Annotated in this window: 17 protein-coding genes and 1 pseudogene; 13 read left to right on the forward strand and 5 right to left on the reverse strand. The window is 64.3% G+C overall.

Annotated features, from left to right (window positions below):
* Positions 1 to 4: 4 nt before the first annotated feature.
* Positions 5 to 766, reverse strand: a complete 762-nt coding sequence (locus tag MAB_RS06815; RefSeq protein WP_005084412.1) for an O-methyltransferase — start codon at positions 764 to 766, stop codon at positions 5 to 7.
* 117 nt (positions 767 to 883) lie between these two features.
* Between MAB_RS06815 and MAB_RS06820 the strand changes: the two genes are divergently transcribed.
* Positions 884 to 3,457, forward strand: a complete 2,574-nt coding sequence (locus tag MAB_RS06820; protein WP_005092974.1) for a bifunctional FO biosynthesis protein CofGH — start codon at positions 884 to 886, stop codon at positions 3,455 to 3,457.
* A gap of 10 nt (positions 3,458 to 3,467) precedes the next feature.
* Here the strand turns inward: MAB_RS06820 and MAB_RS06825 are convergent, their stop codons facing one another.
* Complete coding sequence (locus MAB_RS06825; RefSeq protein ID WP_005110065.1) at positions 3,468 to 3,695, reverse strand: excalibur calcium-binding domain-containing protein; 228 nt, start codon at positions 3,693 to 3,695, stop codon at positions 3,468 to 3,470.
* A gap of 243 nt (positions 3,696 to 3,938) precedes the next feature.
* Between MAB_RS06825 and MAB_RS06830 the strand changes: the two genes are divergently transcribed.
* From MAB_RS06830 to MAB_RS06845, 4 genes are read left to right on the forward strand one after another with little or no spacing between them, the layout of a single operon-like run.
* A complete protein-coding gene (locus MAB_RS06830) occupies positions 3,939 to 4,577 on the forward strand; it encodes an MspA family porin (protein ID WP_005092977.1) in 639 nt (212 codons plus the stop codon).
* Complete coding sequence (locus MAB_RS06835; RefSeq protein ID WP_005084419.1) at positions 4,577 to 4,864, forward strand: hypothetical protein; 288 nt, start codon at positions 4,577 to 4,579, stop codon at positions 4,862 to 4,864. Before MAB_RS06830 ends, MAB_RS06835 begins: the two co-directional genes overlap by 1 nt.
* The gene (locus MAB_RS06840; protein ID WP_005110066.1) at positions 4,861 to 5,163 is read left to right on the forward strand and encodes a hypothetical protein; all 303 of its coding nucleotides are present in this window, start codon (positions 4,861 to 4,863) and stop codon (positions 5,161 to 5,163) included. Before MAB_RS06835 ends, MAB_RS06840 begins: the two co-directional genes overlap by 4 nt.
* Positions 5,164 to 5,216: 53 nt before the next feature.
* Positions 5,217 to 5,525 carry an antibiotic biosynthesis monooxygenase family protein gene (locus MAB_RS06845; RefSeq protein ID WP_005088024.1) on the forward strand — a complete coding sequence of 103 codons (309 nt, stop codon included), beginning with the start codon at positions 5,217 to 5,219 and terminating at the stop codon, positions 5,523 to 5,525.
* 74 nt (positions 5,526 to 5,599) lie between these two features.
* Here MAB_RS06845 and MAB_RS06850 read toward each other — a convergent pair whose 3' ends face one another.
* Both MAB_RS06850 and MAB_RS06855 read right to left on the reverse strand, forming a co-directional pair.
* Positions 5,600 to 7,630 carry an NADPH-dependent 2,4-dienoyl-CoA reductase gene (locus tag MAB_RS06850; RefSeq protein ID WP_005088026.1) on the reverse strand — a complete coding sequence of 677 codons (2,031 nt, stop codon included), beginning with the start codon at positions 7,628 to 7,630 and terminating at the stop codon, positions 5,600 to 5,602.
* Complete coding sequence (locus MAB_RS06855; RefSeq protein WP_005084426.1) at positions 7,623 to 8,192, reverse strand: PadR family transcriptional regulator; 570 nt, start codon at positions 8,190 to 8,192, stop codon at positions 7,623 to 7,625. The genes MAB_RS06850 and MAB_RS06855 overlap by 8 nt, the downstream gene beginning before the upstream one ends.
* A gap of 141 nt (positions 8,193 to 8,333) precedes the next feature.
* On the opposite strand from MAB_RS06855, the pseudogene MAB_RS25465 reads away from it, so the two are divergent.
* The 8 genes and pseudogenes from MAB_RS25465 (at position 8,334) to MAB_RS06890 (ending at position 16,944) form a co-directional block, all read left to right on the forward strand.
* Positions 8,334 to 8,662 (forward strand): annotated as a pseudogene (locus MAB_RS25465) (4Fe-4S dicluster domain-containing protein).
* 171 nt (positions 8,663 to 8,833) lie between these two features.
* Positions 8,834 to 9,160, forward strand: a complete 327-nt coding sequence (gene fdxA / locus MAB_RS06860) for a ferredoxin (protein WP_005059593.1) — start codon at positions 8,834 to 8,836, stop codon at positions 9,158 to 9,160.
* A 20-nt stretch (positions 9,161 to 9,180) separates the two neighbouring features.
* Positions 9,181 to 10,272, forward strand: coding sequence for a succinyldiaminopimelate transaminase (dapC, locus tag MAB_RS06865; protein ID WP_005088031.1), 1,092 nt, complete (start codon positions 9,181 to 9,183; stop codon positions 10,270 to 10,272).
* 29 nt (positions 10,273 to 10,301) lie between these two features.
* The gene (locus tag MAB_RS06870; protein WP_005110067.1) at positions 10,302 to 12,269 is read left to right on the forward strand and encodes a glycosyltransferase family 39 protein; all 1,968 of its coding nucleotides are present in this window, start codon (positions 10,302 to 10,304) and stop codon (positions 12,267 to 12,269) included.
* Between the two features lie 130 nt (positions 12,270 to 12,399).
* Positions 12,400 to 14,034, forward strand: a complete 1,635-nt coding sequence (gene pruA / locus MAB_RS06875) for an L-glutamate gamma-semialdehyde dehydrogenase (protein ID WP_005092981.1) — start codon at positions 12,400 to 12,402, stop codon at positions 14,032 to 14,034.
* A complete protein-coding gene (locus MAB_RS06880) occupies positions 14,027 to 14,992 on the forward strand; it encodes a proline dehydrogenase family protein (protein ID WP_005110069.1) in 966 nt (321 codons plus the stop codon). Before pruA ends, MAB_RS06880 begins: the two co-directional genes overlap by 8 nt.
* Positions 14,993 to 15,007: 15 nt before the next feature.
* Positions 15,008 to 16,399, forward strand: coding sequence for an acyl-CoA synthetase (locus tag MAB_RS06885; RefSeq protein ID WP_005110070.1), 1,392 nt, complete (start codon positions 15,008 to 15,010; stop codon positions 16,397 to 16,399).
* Positions 16,396 to 16,944 carry a DinB family protein gene (locus MAB_RS06890; RefSeq protein ID WP_005092983.1) on the forward strand — a complete coding sequence of 183 codons (549 nt, stop codon included), beginning with the start codon at positions 16,396 to 16,398 and terminating at the stop codon, positions 16,942 to 16,944. The genes MAB_RS06885 and MAB_RS06890 overlap by 4 nt, the downstream gene beginning before the upstream one ends.
* 3 nt (positions 16,945 to 16,947) lie before the next feature.
* Here MAB_RS06890 and MAB_RS06895 read toward each other — a convergent pair whose 3' ends face one another.
* A complete protein-coding gene (locus tag MAB_RS06895) occupies positions 16,948 to 17,913 on the reverse strand; it encodes an SGNH/GDSL hydrolase family protein (RefSeq protein WP_005110071.1) in 966 nt (321 codons plus the stop codon).
* Position 17,914: the final 1 nt, after the last annotated feature.

The raw sequence follows: 17,914 nt of genomic DNA on the forward strand, positions 1-17,914 counted from the left end.
CGGCCTATCCCAGGTACTCCGACTCCAGCACCAGATCCTTCACCAGAGTCTGATACTCCACGTGGGTCTCGTGCTCGATGGTCTGCCAGAGCTTGCCCTGCTGGTCCTTCATGTACGCGCGGTACTTCGGAGCGCCGGGGAAGCGGACGTTATCGGCGACGACGATCGTGCCCGGATGCAGCCAGCCCCGTTCCAGAAGCCGCTGCAGGTCATCGAGATAAATGTCCTTCCAATGGTCGATGAACACGAAATCCAGACATCCCTCGGTAAACCCGTAGTCCTTGGCCAAGGTGTCCAAGGTGACGCCGTCATCGGCCGTCCCGGTGAGACAGGTGGCCCGATCCGCCAGACCGGCGTGTGCCCAGACTCGGCGTGCCACGGAGGCGTTGGCGCCTGATTTCTCGATGGAGAAGAATTTGGCGCCCGGGGCCGCCCGCGCGATCCGTAGGCCGCTGTAGCCGCAATAGGCGCCCAGCTCCAGGGCGATCTTGGGGTTGGCGCGTTTGACGGCGGCATCGAGCAGCTGGCCCTTTTCGTCGCCGACGTTCATGAGAATCGACTGGTCGTACGCGAAGTTGTCGATCGCCTCGATGGCGGCGTCGATATCCCCGGCCGGGGCGGTCGCGACGACATGCTCGGCGGTGGCTTCCTCGCGACCATCGCCCATCTGACCGGTGCGCATGACGTTGAGGCCGCCGAACACCGCCCGCAGAAACGAATACCGCAGAAATGGGAGTTTCTGCTTGAGGGTTCTCGTAAGACTCACGGTGATCAGCCTAGCGATCCGGGGCGTTTCCGCAGGGTGGCCTCGTTGATGAACCCCCGAGTGGTCGGCTTTTCGGTACGGGCGGATGATCTGAGGGTGACCGACGGTTGTACAAACGTGCCCGACGACGTAACGCCGCTGCCGAACCCCGCGTTTCCCTCCCGGAAGGCGGCGTCATCTACCGCGCTGCGGCGGGTGTTGCGACGTGCGCGTGACGGCGTGACGTTGAACGTCGACGAGGCCGCGCTCGCGCTTACCGCCCGTGGGGACGACCTAGCCGATTTGATGGCCAGCGCCGCGCGGGTCCGTGATGCCGGTCTGGAGTCCGGCGGCCGTCTGGGCGCCGAGGGGCGTTTGCCGATCTCGTATTCACGCAAGGTGTTCATTCCGGTAACACATCTGTGCCGGGACAAGTGCCATTACTGCACCTTTGTGACGGTTCCCGGCAAGCTGCGTGCGCAGGGCCAGGGCATGTACATGGAGCCCGACGAGATCTTGGATGTGGCCCGCCGCGGTGCCGAATTGGGCTGCAAAGAGGCGTTGTTCACCCTGGGGGACCGACCCGAAGAGCGCTGGCCCGAAGCCAAACAGTGGCTGGACGAGCGTGGCTATGACACCACCCTGGACTATGTGCGCGCGATGGCGATCCGGGTTCTGGAGGAGACGGGTCTGCTGCCGCATCTGAACCCTGGGGTGATGAGCTGGGCCGAACTGGCCCGGCTCAAGCCGGTGGCGCCGTCGATGGGCATGATGCTGGAGACCACCTCGCGGCGACTCTTCGAGGACCGCGGCGAGGCCCACTACGGCAGCCCCGACAAAGACCCGGCCGTGCGGCTGCGCACACTGACGGACGCGGGTCGGTTGTCGATCCCGTTCACCACGGGCCTGTTGGTGGGCATCGGCGAGAATCTGACCGAGCGCGCCGAGACGATTCATGCGATCCGCAAGGTGCACAAGGAATTCGGCCACGTCCAGGAAGTGATCGTGCAGAACTTCCGGGCTAAGTCGGACACCGCCATGAAGTCGGCTCCGGACGCCGACATCGATGATTTTCTGGCGACGATCGCCGTGACCCGACTGGTGCTGGGGCCGAAGATGCGGGTACAGGCACCCCCAAATCTGGTATCCCGCAGCGAGTGCTTGGCGTTGATCGGTGCCGGAGTGGACGACTGGGGCGGCGTCTCGCCACTCACCCCAGACCACGTGAATCCCGAGCGGCCCTGGCCGGCGCTGGACGATTTGGCCTCGGTGACGGCAGAGGCCGGATACGACCTGGTGCAGCGCCTGACGGCGCAGCCGCAATATGTACAGGCCGGTGCCGCGTGGATCGACCCGCGGGTACGCGGGCATGTGGAGGCCTTGGCCAACCCGGAAACCGGTTACGCCCTGGATATTTCGCCCACGGGATTGCCGTGGCAGGAGCCCGACGAAACCTGGGAGTCGACGGGACGGGTGGACTTGCATGCCGCGATCGACTCCGAGGGGCGCAACACCGACACCCGCAGCGACCTGGCGAGCGCCTTCGGCGACTGGGAGTCCATCCGCGAGCACGTGCGTGAGCTGAATGCGCGTGCGCCGGAGAAGGTGGGCGCCGATGTGTTGGCGGCCTTACGCTCTGCCGAGCGTGATCCGGCAGGATGCACCGACGATGAATACCTTGCCCTCGCCACAGCCGAGGGGCCGGCGATGGATGCCCTTGCCGCGTTGGCTGATTCGATCCGCGCAGACGTGGTGGGCGACGACGTCACCTATGTGGTGAACCGGAATATCAACTTCACCAATATCTGCTACACCGGCTGCCGGTTCTGCGCGTTCGCGCAGCGCAAGGGTGACGCCGACGCGTTCTCACTGTCCGCGGAGGAGGTGGGCGACCGCGCCTGGGAGGCGTATGTCGCCGGGGCCACCGAGGTCTGCATGCAGGGCGGCATCGACCCGGAACTGCCCGTGACCGGGTATGCGGATCTGGTGCGTGCGGTGAAGAAGCGGGTGCCCAGCATGCATGTGCACGCCTTCAGCCCCATGGAAATCGTCAACGGTGCCTCCAAGGGCGGCCAGAGTGTGCGCGATTGGCTGACCGAGCTGCGTGCCGCGGGCTTGGACACCATTCCGGGTACCGCCGCGGAGATTCTCGATGACGAGATCCGCTGGGTGCTCACCAAGGGCAAGCTGCCCGCGTCCGAGTGGATCGATGTCATCAGCACCGCGCACGAGGTGGGACTGCGCTCCAGCTCGACCATGATGTACGGGCACGTCGACACCCCGAAGCATTGGGTGGCACACCTGCGTGTGCTCGCCGGAATTCAGGACCGCACAGGCGGATTCACCGAATTTGTGCCGCTGCCGTTCGTGCATCAGAGTGCCCCGCTATACCTGGCGGGCGCGGCACGTCCCGGGCCCACGAATCGGGACAACCGGGCGGTACACGCGCTGGCGCGCATCATGCTGCACGGGCGCATCGACAATATTCAGACCAGCTGGGTCAAGCTCGGCATCGAGGGCACCCGCGTCATGCTCCAAAGCGGTGCCAACGATCTCGGCGGCACGCTCATGGAAGAGACCATCTCGCGGATGGCCGGGTCCGAGCATGGCTCGGCCAAGACCATTGCCGAACTGGAAGAAATCGCCGACGGCATCGGGCGGCCGGCGGTGGAGCGCACCACCACGTACGCACGGAGGCCGTCCGCGGCGTAGCGGTTCTTGATTATGCCGAAGCCCTCAGCGCGTCTGCCCGAGTGAGGCAGTTGACATCGTGGCCATCGCGATCGAGTTTCGAGCTGTAGCCGGGTTGTCCGCGGTAAAGGGGTGCGGCGCCCGCCGCTCGTGCGGCCGCGCAATTGGGATATGCCTGCGCAAAGGGAGCGAGGGCGACGCCGATCGACGGGCCGCCGATGAACGCGGCGACGGTGAAAAACAGAACCTTGATCCGCAACTAAGCCTCCCCATGTGCAATGTGATCTTGATATTTACCGGATGCCGGGGTGTTCCGGAGACTGATTGGCCGAACATTCCACTGCGCCAGGTGGTTCCGGACTGGTAACGCCCGACCGAGACAGTGGTCGCGCCGCCAGAAGTGGTGCACAGACCGGCAACAAGTTGACGGTCTGTGTTCGCATCTGACTGATTGGGTCGCGGAGAGTTAACTCCATGGGTCGTTTTGGGCATCGTGATGTCCGTGATTGCCCGACTCGTAGCGACAAGCTTCATCGTTGCCATGCTTGGGTTCCTGGACACGGTCCCGGCCAGTGCCGAGCCCAGAGAGATGGCGCCGCAGATGTATTCGCGGACCACGCGTGACGGCTGGCGGCTACAGATCCGGCTGGATCATGAGCAGGTGAATCCGGTACCCAACCTGGCGGGAGCCACAAACTCACGCGAGGCCTTCATCACCTTGTCGGGGACTGCGACCGCCACCGGCGGCTCCAACCCGATCACCGACAGCCTCTTTGTCATCGGATATCAGCTCGGTTGCCAGTCGGATGTCTCCTCGGGGTTGCAGATCGGTGGATCGGCCGGTGTCGCGCCGTCGGTGAGCCTGGGCGTGGCTCCCAGCCCGTCGGTGGGAGTCGGCGGTAGCGCGGGAGTCAGTGGATTTGTGCAGACGGTGGTGCAGCCGGGTGTCATCGTCAATCTGCCGATGGGCAACATGGTGCTTTCCCATGGCGGGACCGGCGCGCTGGACCTGGACAACGTGCACGTGAAGGCCGATGCCTGCGGCGGCGATGTCACCATCCGCTCATTTGCCTCGTTGCGCGCGTCCACTGAGACCGGTCACACCGAGTTCGCGATCTATGGCGATCCGATCAAAATCTGATGAATAAATTCCTTTGTGCCACAGCAGTTTTGCTGAGCATGGCGGGCTGGGCGCCGGCAGCTGCCGCGGAGCCGGGCAATCCGGCCGCACCAATTCCGGTACCCGGTGGGACGCCCAACTATGCCGCGACCGCAGCCCAGCCGCCCTTTGGGCTGAGTCCGGCCCCTCCGCGTGGGGCGCGTATCTCGGCCGGTGTCGACTCCGGGTACACGGCCCGAATCGGCGCCGGTACGACCGCCGGACAACTGGAAGACCCTCGTGGCATAACCCAAGGAGTAGCGCCATGATACGAACATTGTGTGTGGCAACGGTCGTGATGGGCCTGGCAGTCGGGCTCGCGGTGCCGGCAACCGCCGCGCCGCCCCCGCCCAACCCGGCGCCCTATAACCCAGTCTTTTCCCCTGGGCAGGTGCCGGCGCTGCGCCCGTCGCGCGGAACCCAACTGCCGGTGTTGATGTCGGGGCCGTCACGTGGCCCTAGATTCTCTGCCGGGGTGGATGGGGTTCCGGTGCCCGGTGGCGTCAAACCCGGCGTCGGAACCGGGGATGGGACGTTGGAAAGCCCCACCGGAGCGCCGACGCCCTAACCGTCGTTGTCAGCTTCATTGACACATTGAGAGGCTGGGCGCACGCTAGTGCAATGAGTGAGCCGATCGTCTTCATCAATGTCTTCGAGCTTGCCGCGGACAAGGTCGACGCCTTCCTCGCAGGCTGGCGGAAACGCGCCGAATTCATGGCAGCGCAGCCGGGGTTCGTATCGTTCCGGATACACCGAGCAGTGGTTCCCGGCGCGCGCTTTCAGCTCGTGAATGTGGCGACCTGGGAGAGCATCGAGGCGCTGACCACGGCCACGGGCGACGACCGATTTCAGGCGATGATCCGTGACGCCGCGGCCGAATTCGATGCGATCGCCTATCCGGCGGTATACGAGGTCGCCCTCGAGGTGTAGGTGTGCTCGCCGAGCGTGAAGCTGCTGCGACAAATCCACTGATTTCCCACAGCAGCTTCACGCTCGCGACAGTGCTATAGCTTGGCGGCGAGCTCGGTGCCCTGCCGGATCGCGCGCTTGGCGTCGAGTTCGGCGGCCAGCGCCGCCCCGCCGATCACGTGGACGTTGACCCCGGCCTCTTTGAGCACGTCGTCCAGGTCGCGCACCGACTCCTGGCCCGCGCAGATCACCACATTGTCGACCTCGAGCACACGGGGATCCTTACGCTCCTCGCCGAAACTGATGTGCAGCCCGGCATCGTCGATCTTCTCGTAGTTGACCCCGGCCAGCTCGGTGACCTTCTTGGCCTTGAGGGAAGCACGGTGCACCCACCCCGTGGTCTTACCGAGCCCCTTGCCCAGCGAGCCCTTCTTGCGCTGACACAGATAGACCTCGCGAATTGCCGGGGCGGGAATGGGTTTCGTCAGTGACCCGCGCGCGTCGTGTTCTTCGGAAATGCCCCACTCGGCGCGCCATTCCTTGAGGTTCAGCGTGGGCGATTCATCAATCGTCAGGAACTCGGACACGTCGAAGCCGATGCCGCCCGCACCGACAACCGCAACCCGCTTACCCACGGGCTTGGCTTGCTTGATGACTTCCGGGTACGAGAGCACCATCGGGTGATCGATACCGGGGATGGCCGGCACCCTGGGCTTGACGCCGGTCGCCAGAATGACATTGTCGAACTTGCCGGCGATGAGTTCCTGGGCGTCTACCTTTTTGTTCAAAAGCACTGTGACGCCGTACTTCTTGAGCATGGTGGTGTAGTAGCGGATGGTCTCGTTGAACTCCTCTTTGCCGGGAATTCTGCGGGCCATATCGAATTGGCCGCCGATCTCGGCGTTGGCCTCGAACAGCACCACCTTGTGACCGCGTTGCGCCGCGGTGACGGCGGCCGACAGTCCTGCCGGACCGGCGCCCACCACAGCGATCTTCTTGGTGTGCCGGGTCGGCAGCAGCTTAAGCGTGGTCTCATGACCGGCCCGTGGGTTGAGCAGGCAGCTTGCCTTCTTGTTCACGAAGGAGTGATCGAGGCAGGCCTGGTTGCACGCGATGCAGGTGTTGATCTCGTCGGCGTGGTCGGCCGATGCCTTGTTCACCCAGTCTGGGTCGGCCAGTAGTGGCCTGGCCATCGAAATCAGCTGCACCTGACCGTCGTTCAGAATCTGCTCGGCGGACTGCGGCATGTTGATCCGGTTGGATGCCATCACGGGAATACGGACCTCTTGGGCGATCTTGTTGGAGAGGTCGACAAACGCGTTCTGCGGCACCGAGGTGACGATGGTGGGTACCCGCGCCTCGTGCCAGCCGATGCCGGTGTTGATGATGGTGGCGCCGGCCGCCTCGATTTCCTTGGCCAGGGCCACGATTTCATCCCAGGTCTGGCCATCGGGAACGTAATCTGCCATCGACAGTCGGTAGCAGATGATGAAGTCCGGTCCTACCGCCTTGCGCACGGCCTTGACCACCTCGACGGCCAGTCGTCGCCGGTTTTCCGGGTTACCGCCGAATTCGTCGGTGCGGTCATTGGTGTAAGGCGCGAGGAATTGATTGATGAAATAGCCTTCGCTGCCCATGATTTCGCAGCCGTCGTAGCCGGCCTTCTTGGCCATCTTGGCGCTGTGCGCCCAGTCGTCGATGGTCTGCCAGACACCCTTGGTGCTGATTTTGCGCGGCTTGAACGGGGTGATGGGTGACTTCTTGGCCGAGGCGCTCACCGAGAACGGGTGATAGCCGTAGCGGCCCGAGTGCAGCAGCTGCACGATGATCTTGCCGCCGTTCTTGTGCACGGCGTTGGTGACTATTCGATGCCGGTACGCCTCCAGGGAGGTGGTGAGCTTGCCGGCCAGCGGTTTGAGCCACGCTGTGCGATTGATGGCGTATCCGCCGGTGATGATCATGCCAACGCCGCCCTTGGCCCGCTCGGCGAAGTAGGCCGCCAGCGCCGGAGTGTCCCAGGGGAAGTCTTCGAGGCCGGCATGCATGGAGCCCATGACAACTCGGTTCTTCAGCGTCGTGAATCCGAGATCCAAGGGGGATAGCAGGGTTGGGTACGAATTACTCATCGATTTCACTTTCGTCAGTCCGGGCTGGGACATGTGAGCTGGACAAAGCTGACAGCATTTCGTCGCACCAATCGGTGAAGCCCTCCTCCATGCGGATGCCTCCGCGCAGGACGAGGTATTGGTGCAGTGCCGCCCCGGAGAGCTGGTCCGGAGCGGGAAACTGGCGTTTTTGCATGTGGAGGTAGCCCTCCAGGGCCGCAGCGTGGGCATTTCGCTGAGCGCGGATTTGTTCGATGACCACGTCGCTGTCCGCGTAGGTGGCGGCGCGGACCTTGAGGGCGAGGTCGCGCATGTCGGTGCCCTCGGAGCTGGCGATCCAGCGCGACAACTCGCGATAGCCGAGCTCGGCAACGGTGTAGACCTTCTTCGCAGGTCGCCCCTCTTGGTCGACGACCTGACAGTGCAGCCAGCTGTCGTCCTCCATGCGGCGCAGCGTGCGATAGATCTGCTGGTGAGTGGCGCTGTAGAAGTAGCCGATCGACCGGTCGAATCGGTTGGTCAACTCGTAGCCGGAGCCGCTTTGTTCGGCAAGAGATAGCAGTAGTGCGTGGGTGAGGGCCACACGAGCATGTTGGCACGAATCCCGCACCCTATGCAACTTGTTGCAGTGCAACTGTCTGCATATTGAGTCCAGTTAAGTGCTGGCCACGGTAACTGTAACTAGTAGAAACATATAGCTGCTCGGATCTCTTGGGGGGATTTTCTGGCCCGACCGCTCGCGGGCCCGTGGGTGGACGTCAAGGACAAGGGCTTGCGTCGAGGAGTGCCTCGGCGGACGCGTCTACGCGGGCATATGCGCCAGGTGCGTACACCTCGACGAGTGTGTGGATTGCAATGCGTGTGAACCGGTTTGCCCGGTGGGGCGATTTACTGCGAAGGCGATGCGCCCGAGAAATGGGCGGATGCGTACGGGTCAACGCGGACTTCTTCGTCGGGCTCGGCTCGCCATGCGGTGCGCGCCGGCTGGGCAGAATGATCGGGGCGTATCGCTTGTCGAGCAGCACCCATTCGAGAGCTGAGCGTGCCTGCTAGACGCCGAGCCAAGTTAAACGTTAAGCTAAGTACCTGTAACCGGTGGATACGGCTAGATTGACCTCGTTAGTTAGGACAGCCTGTGTCGCGAGGCACATCTGGGGACCGGGATACTGGCCGCAACGCATGTACTGGACAGGAAATAGCCCAGAAAATATCGAGGAGACCTTCGTGACCTACACGATCGCGGAACCGTGCGTCGACGTTATGGACAAGGCATGTATTGAAGAGTGCCCCGTCGACTGCATCTACGAGGGCGGGCGGATGCTCTATATCCATCCCGACGAGTGCGTGGACTGCGGTGCTTGCGAACCGGTGTGCCCGGTCGAGGCCATCTTCTACGAGGACGACGTGCCGGACCAGTGGACCGGCTACATCCAGTCCAACGCCGACTTCTTCGTAGACCTGGGGTCGCCCGGCGGCGCCGCGAAGGTGGGCAAGACCGATTACGACCCGCCGTCGGTCAAGGAGCTTCCGCCCATGGGTGAGGGACACTGAGCTCGCTCGTGCATTCCAGAGTGTCGGCGTCGCTCCCTGAATTTCCGTGGGACACGATCGCCGACGCCAAGGCGGCGGCTGCGGCACATCCCGACGGTATCGTCGACCTCTCGGTCGGCACCCCTGTCGATAGCGTCGCCCCCGTCATACGTGATGCGTTGGCGGCGGCCAGTGACCTGCCCGGGTATCCGGCGACCGCCGGTACGCCCGCACTGCGACAGGCCATCCGTGATGCGGTGACGCGCAGATACGGCGTTGTCCCACTGGCGGACAATGCTGTGTTGCCGGTGATCGGCACCAAGGAACTCATCGCCTGGCTGCCGACCCTGCTGGGGCTGGGCGCCGACGACCTGATCGTCATCCCCGAATTGGCCTATCCCACCTATGAAGTGGGAGCGCGGCTGGCGCAGGTGCCCACGGTTCGGGCGGACTCCCTGACACAACTGGGCCCGCAGCGCCCCACCCTCATCTATCTCAACTCGCCAAGCAACCCGACCGGTGCGGTGCTTCCTGTCGAACACCTGCGCAAGGTGGTCGAGTGGGCGCGCGAGCGCGGCGCTCTCGTGGTGTCCGACGAGTGCTATCTCGGTCTCGGGTGGGATGCCGAGCCGGTGTCAATTCTCGATCCCAGGGTCTGCGACGGCGAGACCGCAGGGCTGTTAGCGGTGCATTCGCTGTCCAAGACCTCGTCGCTCGCCGGATACCGTGCCGGATTTGTACTGGGCGACGGCTCGGTGGTCGGCGAGCTGCTCGCGGTGCGTAAGCACGCCGGGATGATGGTGCCCGGGCCGGTGCAGGCCGCGATGACGGCCGCGCTGAGCGAGGATGAACACCAGCGGGAGCAGCGCGCCCGCTATGAGCACCGTCGCGACAGGCTGTCGAAGGCTTTGACTGACAACGGCTTCCGTATCGATCATTCCGAGGCAGGTCTGTATCTGTGGGCCACCAGGGGCGATTCCTGCGATGATGCGTTGGCGTATCTGGCGCGGCGGGGAATTCTGGTGGCGCCCGGCCGGTTCTATGGGCCCCGCGGTAGAGAGCATGTGCGCGTGGCGCTCACCGCGACCGATGAACGCATCGATGCCGCAGCGCATCGCCTGACTGCCAGCTGATCCACAGCATCACTGAGTACCTTCAGTGCGTGCTGACGACCACCGCGCCCGAAGCTGCCCCCCGTTCTGCCTCTCGTGAGCGAATCACTCTCTGTGCCTTACTGGTTGGTACGGCAACCGTCTACCTGTGGAACCTGTCGGCGAATGGATGGGCCAACCAGTTCTACGCCGCGGCCGTGCAGGCCGGGTCGGTGTCGTGGAAGGCATTCGTCTTCGGCTCGTCGGACGCGGCCAATTCCATCACCGTCGACAAGCCGCCGCTGTTTCTGTGGCCGATGGAACTGAGTGTCCGGCTGTTCGGCTTCAGCCCATGGTCGATGCTGGTACCGCAAGCGGTCATCGGAGTAGCGGCGGTGGCCTTGCTGTGGTGGGCCGTTCGTCGTAATGCCGGGCCGACGGCCGCACTCATCGCGGGGCTCGTGCTCGCGCTCGTTCCCATTTACGCGTCCATGTGCCGATACAACAATCCGGAACCCATGATGCTGCTGCTCATGGTTGCCTCGGTGTGGGCGGTGCTTGAGGCCGTGCGGGACGGGCGGACCCGGTGGCTGGTGCTCTCGGGTGCCTGCGTGGGGCTGGGTTTTCTCACCAAACAGCTCGAGGCATTGATCGCGGTTCCCGCGCTCGCGGCGACGTATCTGTGGTGTGGTCCGCCGCCGCTCTCGGTGCGTACGCGTCAGTTGGGCGTCGCCGCCGTCGCAGCGGTTCTCGGCGGTGGTTGGTGGGTGGCGCTGGCCGAGCTATGGCCGGCGTCCTCGCGGCCTTGGATCGGTGGTTCCCCTTCGAACTCGTTTCTGGAGTTGACGTTCGGCTACAACGGTCTGGATCGGATCACCGGCAAGCATGCGGGCCACAGCCCCATGTCGGCTCTGGCACAGGACAATCCACTGGCTTCTCAGCAGGGATTCGGACGCATGTTCAGTGCGGTCATCGGCGGCCAGATCAGCTGGCTGTTGGCTGCGGCGCTGGTACTCACCGTCGTCATGGTGGTGTTGCTGCGCAAGGCGCCGCGGATCGATCCGGAACGTGCGTGCGCGGTCGCCTTCGGTGGCTGGTTGGTGGTCGTGTGGCTGCTTTTCGATTTCATGACCGGTAAGGGCGGGATGTTCAGCCCGTACTACACCGTGGCGCTGGCCCCCGCCATCGCCGCCCAAATTGGCCTGGGCACGGCCATGGTGTGGCGCCACCGTGAGACACGTTGGGCGCGATGGCTTTGTGCGGCGCTGGTGTTCGGGACGGGGACGTGGGCGGTGGTGGTGCTGGCCCGCGAGCCGGAATTCGTGCCGTGGTTGCGGTGGGTGATTGCCGCGTCCGCCGTGCTTGCCGCCGCGATCTGGGTCAGTGGCCGGTGCCGCGAGGTCGGTGCGGCGACGACGGCGGTGGCCGTACTGGCGGGCCCGGTCGCGTTCTGCGTGGACACCACCGGTCACGGCACCCACGGAGGACTACCGCTGGCGGGACCGACCGCGGCGCATGCCGACTTTGTCCGGGCAATGAGGCAAGCCGCCAAAGAGGCTGGCGAGCAAAAAGAATCAAAGGCGACACCGGCGCTGGCCGCGATCTTGATGGACGCGCCCAAGGATGACGACCGGACACAGGAGAAGAAGCCCGCCCCGGACCTCACGGAGTATCTCGAACACGATGCCGGCCGGTTCACCTGGATGGCGGCGGCGGTGCGGTCCAATACCGCCGCGCCCTATCAACTGACATCCCATCGCCCTGTCCTGCCAGTCGGCGGCTTCACCGGCCGCGACCCATTCCCCGCGTTGGCCCAGTTCCAGGACTACGTCGCGCGGCACCAGATTCATTTCTTCGTCGTAGAACGTTTGGCGGCACCGCCCGAAGGGGGCGACCGGCCAGAAGTGTCCACCGCTATCACCGAATGGGTGGAGCGAACCTTCACGCCGCGCGGGTTCCATGGTGTCGCGGTGTTCGACCTGACCAGCCCGGCACCTGTTCCGGCCGAGCTGACGGCTACGGTGCCCAGCGATCCCTAGTGATCGATACCTCACCTACCACACGTAACGTCCAGCCGGATTTTGCCGCTACCTGAGGTTTCCTTGCGTGTTCGCGCGCAATCTCCGTCAATCCTCGACACCCGTGGGTGAACAGGACGATGCTTGGTACATGGATGCCATCACCACCGTGCCGGCTCCCAGCAATGAGCCGGTGCTCACGTACGCACCGAACACTCCCGAACGTGACCGATTGACGACGGCACTGGGCGAACTGACCGCCTCACCCATCGACCTGCCGCACGTGATCGGCGGTGCCCGGCGGATGAGTGACGGTGAACGTATCGACGTAGTGCAGCCGCATAACCACCGCTCGGTGCTGGGTACCGTCACCAATGCCGGTCATCGGGAGGCTCACGATGCGGTGGAGGCGGCCATTGCCGCCAAGAATTATTGGGCGACATTGCCTTTCGATGACAGGGCGGCTGTGTTTCTGCGGGCGGCGGACCTGCTGTCCGGTCCGTGGCGTGCCATCCTCAACGCCGCCACCATGCTCGGGCAATCCAAGACCGCGTATCAGGCCGAGATCGACTCGGCGTGCGAGCTGGCCGACTTCTGGCGGTTCAATGTGCAGTTCGCGCGGCAGATCCTCGCCGAGCAGCCCAACAGTGGCGGCGGTGCGTGGAACAGGCTGGAGTATCGCCCGCTGGAGGGCTTCGTCTACGCGATCACACCTTTCAACTTCACCGCGATCGCCGGAAACCTACCCACGGCCCCAGCGCTTTTGGGAAACACAGTGGTGTGGAAGCCCTCGGTCACGCAGGCCTTTGCCGCGCACTTCACCCTGGAACTCCTCGAGGCGGCCGGACTACCGCCCGGTGTGATCAATCTGCTGAACGGGGATGGCATCGCGGTATCCGATGTGGCACTGGCTGATCCGCGGCTGGCGGGTATCCACTTCACCGGCTCCACCCGCACGTTTCAGCATCTGTGGCGCCAAGTGGGTACCAATATCGACAGGTACAACACCTACCCGCGGCTCGTCGGTGAGACCGGTGGCAAGGATTTCGTCGTCGCGCATGCGTCGGCGCGTCCAGAGATATTGCGCACCGCCCTCATACGCGGTGCCTTCGACTACCAGGGCCAGAAATGCTCCGCTGCCTCCCGGGCCTTCGTGCCGCGGTCTGTGTGGGATCAGATGGGCGATGAATTCCTGGATGCCACCTCTGGCCTGAGCTACGGCGACGTAACCGACCTGTCCAACTTCGGCGGGGCCGTGATCGACGAGAAGTCGTTCGCACGGAATGCTGCCGCCATCGACCGCGCCAAGAGTGCCGGCGTCACCATCGCCGCGGGCGGTGAATACGACGACAGTCAAGGCTATTTCGTTCGTCCCACGGTGCTGCTCTCGGACGACCCCACGGACGAGGCGTTCTCCACCGAGTACTTTGGCCCGATCCTGGCCGTGCACGTCTATCCCGACGATGACTATGGACGCATTCTCGATGTCGTCGATACCGGTTCGCCCTACGGACTAACCGGTGCGGTGATCGCCGATGATCGCGCGGCGATACGGCAGGCCAGTGACCGGCTGCGCTATGCCGCCGGAAACTTCTATGTCAACGACAAGCCGACCGGCGCGGTCGTCGGTCAACAGCCCTTCGGTGGCGGGCGCGCGTCGGGAACCGATGATAAGGCCGGATCTCCGCTGAATCTGCAGCGTTGGCTATTGCCCCGGTCGATCAAGGAAACATTCAACGCCCCAACGGAATATCAATACCCGCATATGGAGCGTGAGGATGGCTGAATGGTTCGGGAAAACTGCCAGACCTGCCATCCTGGCGGCCAGCAGATCGGCCCGGCTGCGGCACGCCGCCGAACGCATGCCGCTGACCCGACAGGTAGTACGCCGCTTCGTCCCCGGTGAATCTCAGGACGACGTACTCGGTGCCAGCACCGGGCTGCTTGATTCGGGCCGGTTCATCTCCATTGACTATCTCGGTGAGGACACCACCGACAGCGAGCAGGCCACCCGCACGGTGTCGGCGTACCTCTCGCTGCTGGATGCGTTGGCACAGCGCAGCGATGCCGTGCACACCGGCGTGCGCCCGCTGGAGATCTCGCTCAAGCTGTCCGCGCTGGGACAGGCGTTGCCGCGCGACGGGGAGCGCATCGCTCTGGAGAATGCACAGCTGTTGTGCGCCAAGGCGGATCAAGCTGGAGTGTGGGTGACGGCCGATGCCGAGGATCACACCACCACGGACTCGACGCTGAACATTGTGCGTGAATTGCGGGCCGACTTCCCCGGGCTGGGCACCGTGCTGCAGGCATATCTGAAACGTACCTACGCTGACTGCGTTGACTTGTCGGGTAAGGGCTCACGTATTCGGCTGTGCAAAGGCGCCTATGACGAGCCGGCGGCTGTTGCGCATCGAGACCCCGAGGACGTCGATGTCGCCTATCTGCGCTGTCTGCGCGTACTGATGGAGGGTGACGGGTATCCCATGGTGGCCTCGCACGATCCCGCCATCATCGAGGCGGCGGGCCTGATGGCACGTGAGACGGGCAGAGGTCCCGGCGATTACGAGTATCAGATGCTGTACGGAATCCGAGAGGCCGAGCAGCGTCGGCTGGCCGGTGTGGGGCACCACATGCGGGTCTATGTGCCGTTCGGTGAACAGTGGTACGGATACTTCGTGCGTCGTATCGCCGAGCGCCCCGCCAACATGACGTTCTTCCTTCGCGCACTCGTTTCCGGAGGCTAGCTCTAGGCTGGCTTCATGCTGCTTACGTCGCTTCACCCCAAGTCGCCTGATCTAGCGGACGCGGTCCGTATCGGTGAGGACAGCTGGGGGCGCGGTGACCTCGTGGGTGCTGCGACGGCCGCCGCCGAGCGCATCGGCGGGGCTTCAGGACCGATCGCGGTGCTCGCCCGCCCCAGCATCGACACGGTTCTGGCGGTGGTCGCCGGACTCATCGCGGGCGTGCCGATCGTCCCGGTACCCGCAGACGTCGGGATTGCCGAACGACGCCACATTCTGGCCGACAGCGCCGCGGTGGCCTGGCTGGGTGAATCCCCGGACGAGTCAGAGGGATTGCCCCACGTGCCGGTGCGCCGGCACGCACGCTCATGGCATCAATATTCCGAACCGAATCCCGAGTCGACTGCGCTCATCGTGTATACCTCGGGAACCACCGGTGCACCGAAGGGCGTGCGACTGAGCCGGCGTGCGCTCGCTGCCAGCCTCGACGGTCTTGCGGACGCGTGGGAATGGACTGCCGACGACGTGCTGGTGCATGGTCTTCCGCTATTTCACGTGCACGGGCTGGTGCTCGGCCTGCTGGGTTCATTGCGAGTGGGTAATCGGTTCGTGCATACCGTCAAGCCCACACCAGAGGCCTACGCGGCGGCACGAGGCAGCCTGTACTTCGGCGTGCCGACGGTATGGTTGCGGGTGGCCGGCGATGAATCCTGTGCGCGCGCACTGTCTACCGCGCGCCTGCTGGTATCCGGCAGTGCGCCACTGCCGGTGCCTGTGTTCGACGAGCTATGCCGACTTACCGGGCATGCGCCCATCGAGCGCTATGGGGCCACCGAAACCGTCATCACACTTTCCACCCGTGCCGATGGAGAACGGCGCGCCGGCTGGGTTGGCCACCCGCTGACCGGTGTCCGGACCCGTCTGCTGGCAGAGAATGGGTCTCCGGCCGCCCACGACGGGGAAACCGTGGGCCAGCTGCAGATTCAGGGCCCCACATTATTCAGTGGCTATCACAACCTGCCCGAGAAGACGGCCGAGGTACTCACGGAGGATGGCTGGTACCGCACCGGTGATGTCGCCGTCATCGATGCCGGGGGAATGCACCGCATCGTCGGCCGCGAATCGGTCGACCTCATCAAGTCCGGCGGCTACCGAATCGGCGCCGGTGAAATCGAGACCGTGCTGCTAGGGCATCCAGGCATCGTGGAAGTTGCGGTGGTGGGGGTCCCCGATGACGACCTGGGACAACGGATCGTCGCCTACGTTGTCGGTGATGTGGCAGAAGATGACGTGATCGGCTTCGTGGCGCAGCAGCTTTCGGTGCACAAGCGTCCCCGTGAGGTTCGGCGGGTCGACGCGTTACCCCGGAACGCGATGGGCAAGGTCCTCAAGAAGGAGTTGATCACATGAAGGTGGCCGCAGAGGTCGTCGACCAGATCGACTGGCACTGGACGTCTCAGCTGCGGCCCCGGTTCGATGGTCTGACCGATGATGAGTATTTCTGGGAACCTGTGCGCGGCTGTTGGAGCCTGCGGCCGCGTGGCACCGCGACCACGCCACTGCAGGGCGGTTCGGGCGACTATGTGATCGAATTCGCCGCTCCGCCTCCCGAACCCGCGCCGGTCACGACGATCGGCTGGCGGCTCGGCCACATCATCGTCGGCGTGCTCGGGGCACGTATCGCGAGTCATTTCGGCGGACCGCCCGTCGATTACATGAGCTACGACTACCCGGTCACCGCCGCCGATGCGCTGGGGCGTCTTGACTCCATGTACACGGCATGGCGCGATGGTGTGCTGAGTAAGGACGAGGCCGCACTGGCCGCGCCGGTCGGTCCGGCGGAGGGGCCCTGGGCCGAGAAACCATTCCTGACACTGGCGCTGCATATCAATCGGGAACTGCTGCACCACGGGGCGGAGATCGCGCTCCTACGCGATCTGTACGCCTGGCGGTAGAACTTACCTGCGGGTGAGGGCCTTATTGATCCCCGCGGCGATCACGGTCATCGCGCGCAACGTCGGGTGGAAGGCCATGGGCCCGTAATTCAGCGGGGTCGCCGGGAACGTGTAGCCGTAGACCCAGGGGTCCGCGGAACAAATATCGTGCCCACGAGTCAGATCGGATGCCGATACGAAGAGAGCCCCCGTCGCCTGTGCTGCCTCTTTCGTCTTGGCCGCAAGCGTTTTCGCCAGGAACCGGGCACGGTCGAATTGGGCGCTGGTGATGGGTAGCTTGTCCGGGCAGTATCCCGCGTCTGGCAGCACCGTCATGTAATCGACAAAGACGACGGTGGCATGCGGCGCACGCCGGTGCGCTTCCCGGCCAATCTGTTGCAGGCTCGCACCCACTTGTGTTGCCGCCGTGTCGACCTCATCGTCGGGCCGGATGGTGCAGACGCTCAGCCGCCATGAGAAGGACAAGGCGCCGGGATCTTTCGCGCATGCCCAGGCGACGAGATTGGGCAGATAGTAGATATCGTTTCCACCCGCGGTGATGGTGACAAGTTTGGTGGTGTCGACGACCGCGTCGAGCTGCGGTGGCTGAAAGTGCTGCCCTCCGTGCAAGACATTCTGGGCAGTGGCCCCGGAGCAGGTGACATCGGTGAGGCCCAGGTGGCGCAATCTGGCCAGCTGGTGCGGATAGTTGTTGTCCGAGCGAATACAAAGAATGGGGCTCGTCGGGTCGCGGTCGGGTACGCCGGGACCCGCACCGAACGAACTGCCCAGTGCCACATATTCGTGATTACCCGCCGGGGCACGCTTTCCCTGATACGCGATCAGTGCCGTCGCCGTGCCGACCACCATGAGAACCGCCATCACCAACGCGCCGAGCACTTTCAGTGACAGCAGTGCGCCCCGTGCCAGCCGCGATCGCTGCGCCACGGTGTTCGAAGGCGAGTCGGCCTCTTCCGGCGGCGGGGACATC

This window comes from Mycobacteroides abscessus ATCC 19977 (assembly GCF_000069185.1).
GTDB classification, from domain to species: domain Bacteria; phylum Actinomycetota; class Actinomycetes; order Mycobacteriales; family Mycobacteriaceae; genus Mycobacterium; species Mycobacterium abscessus.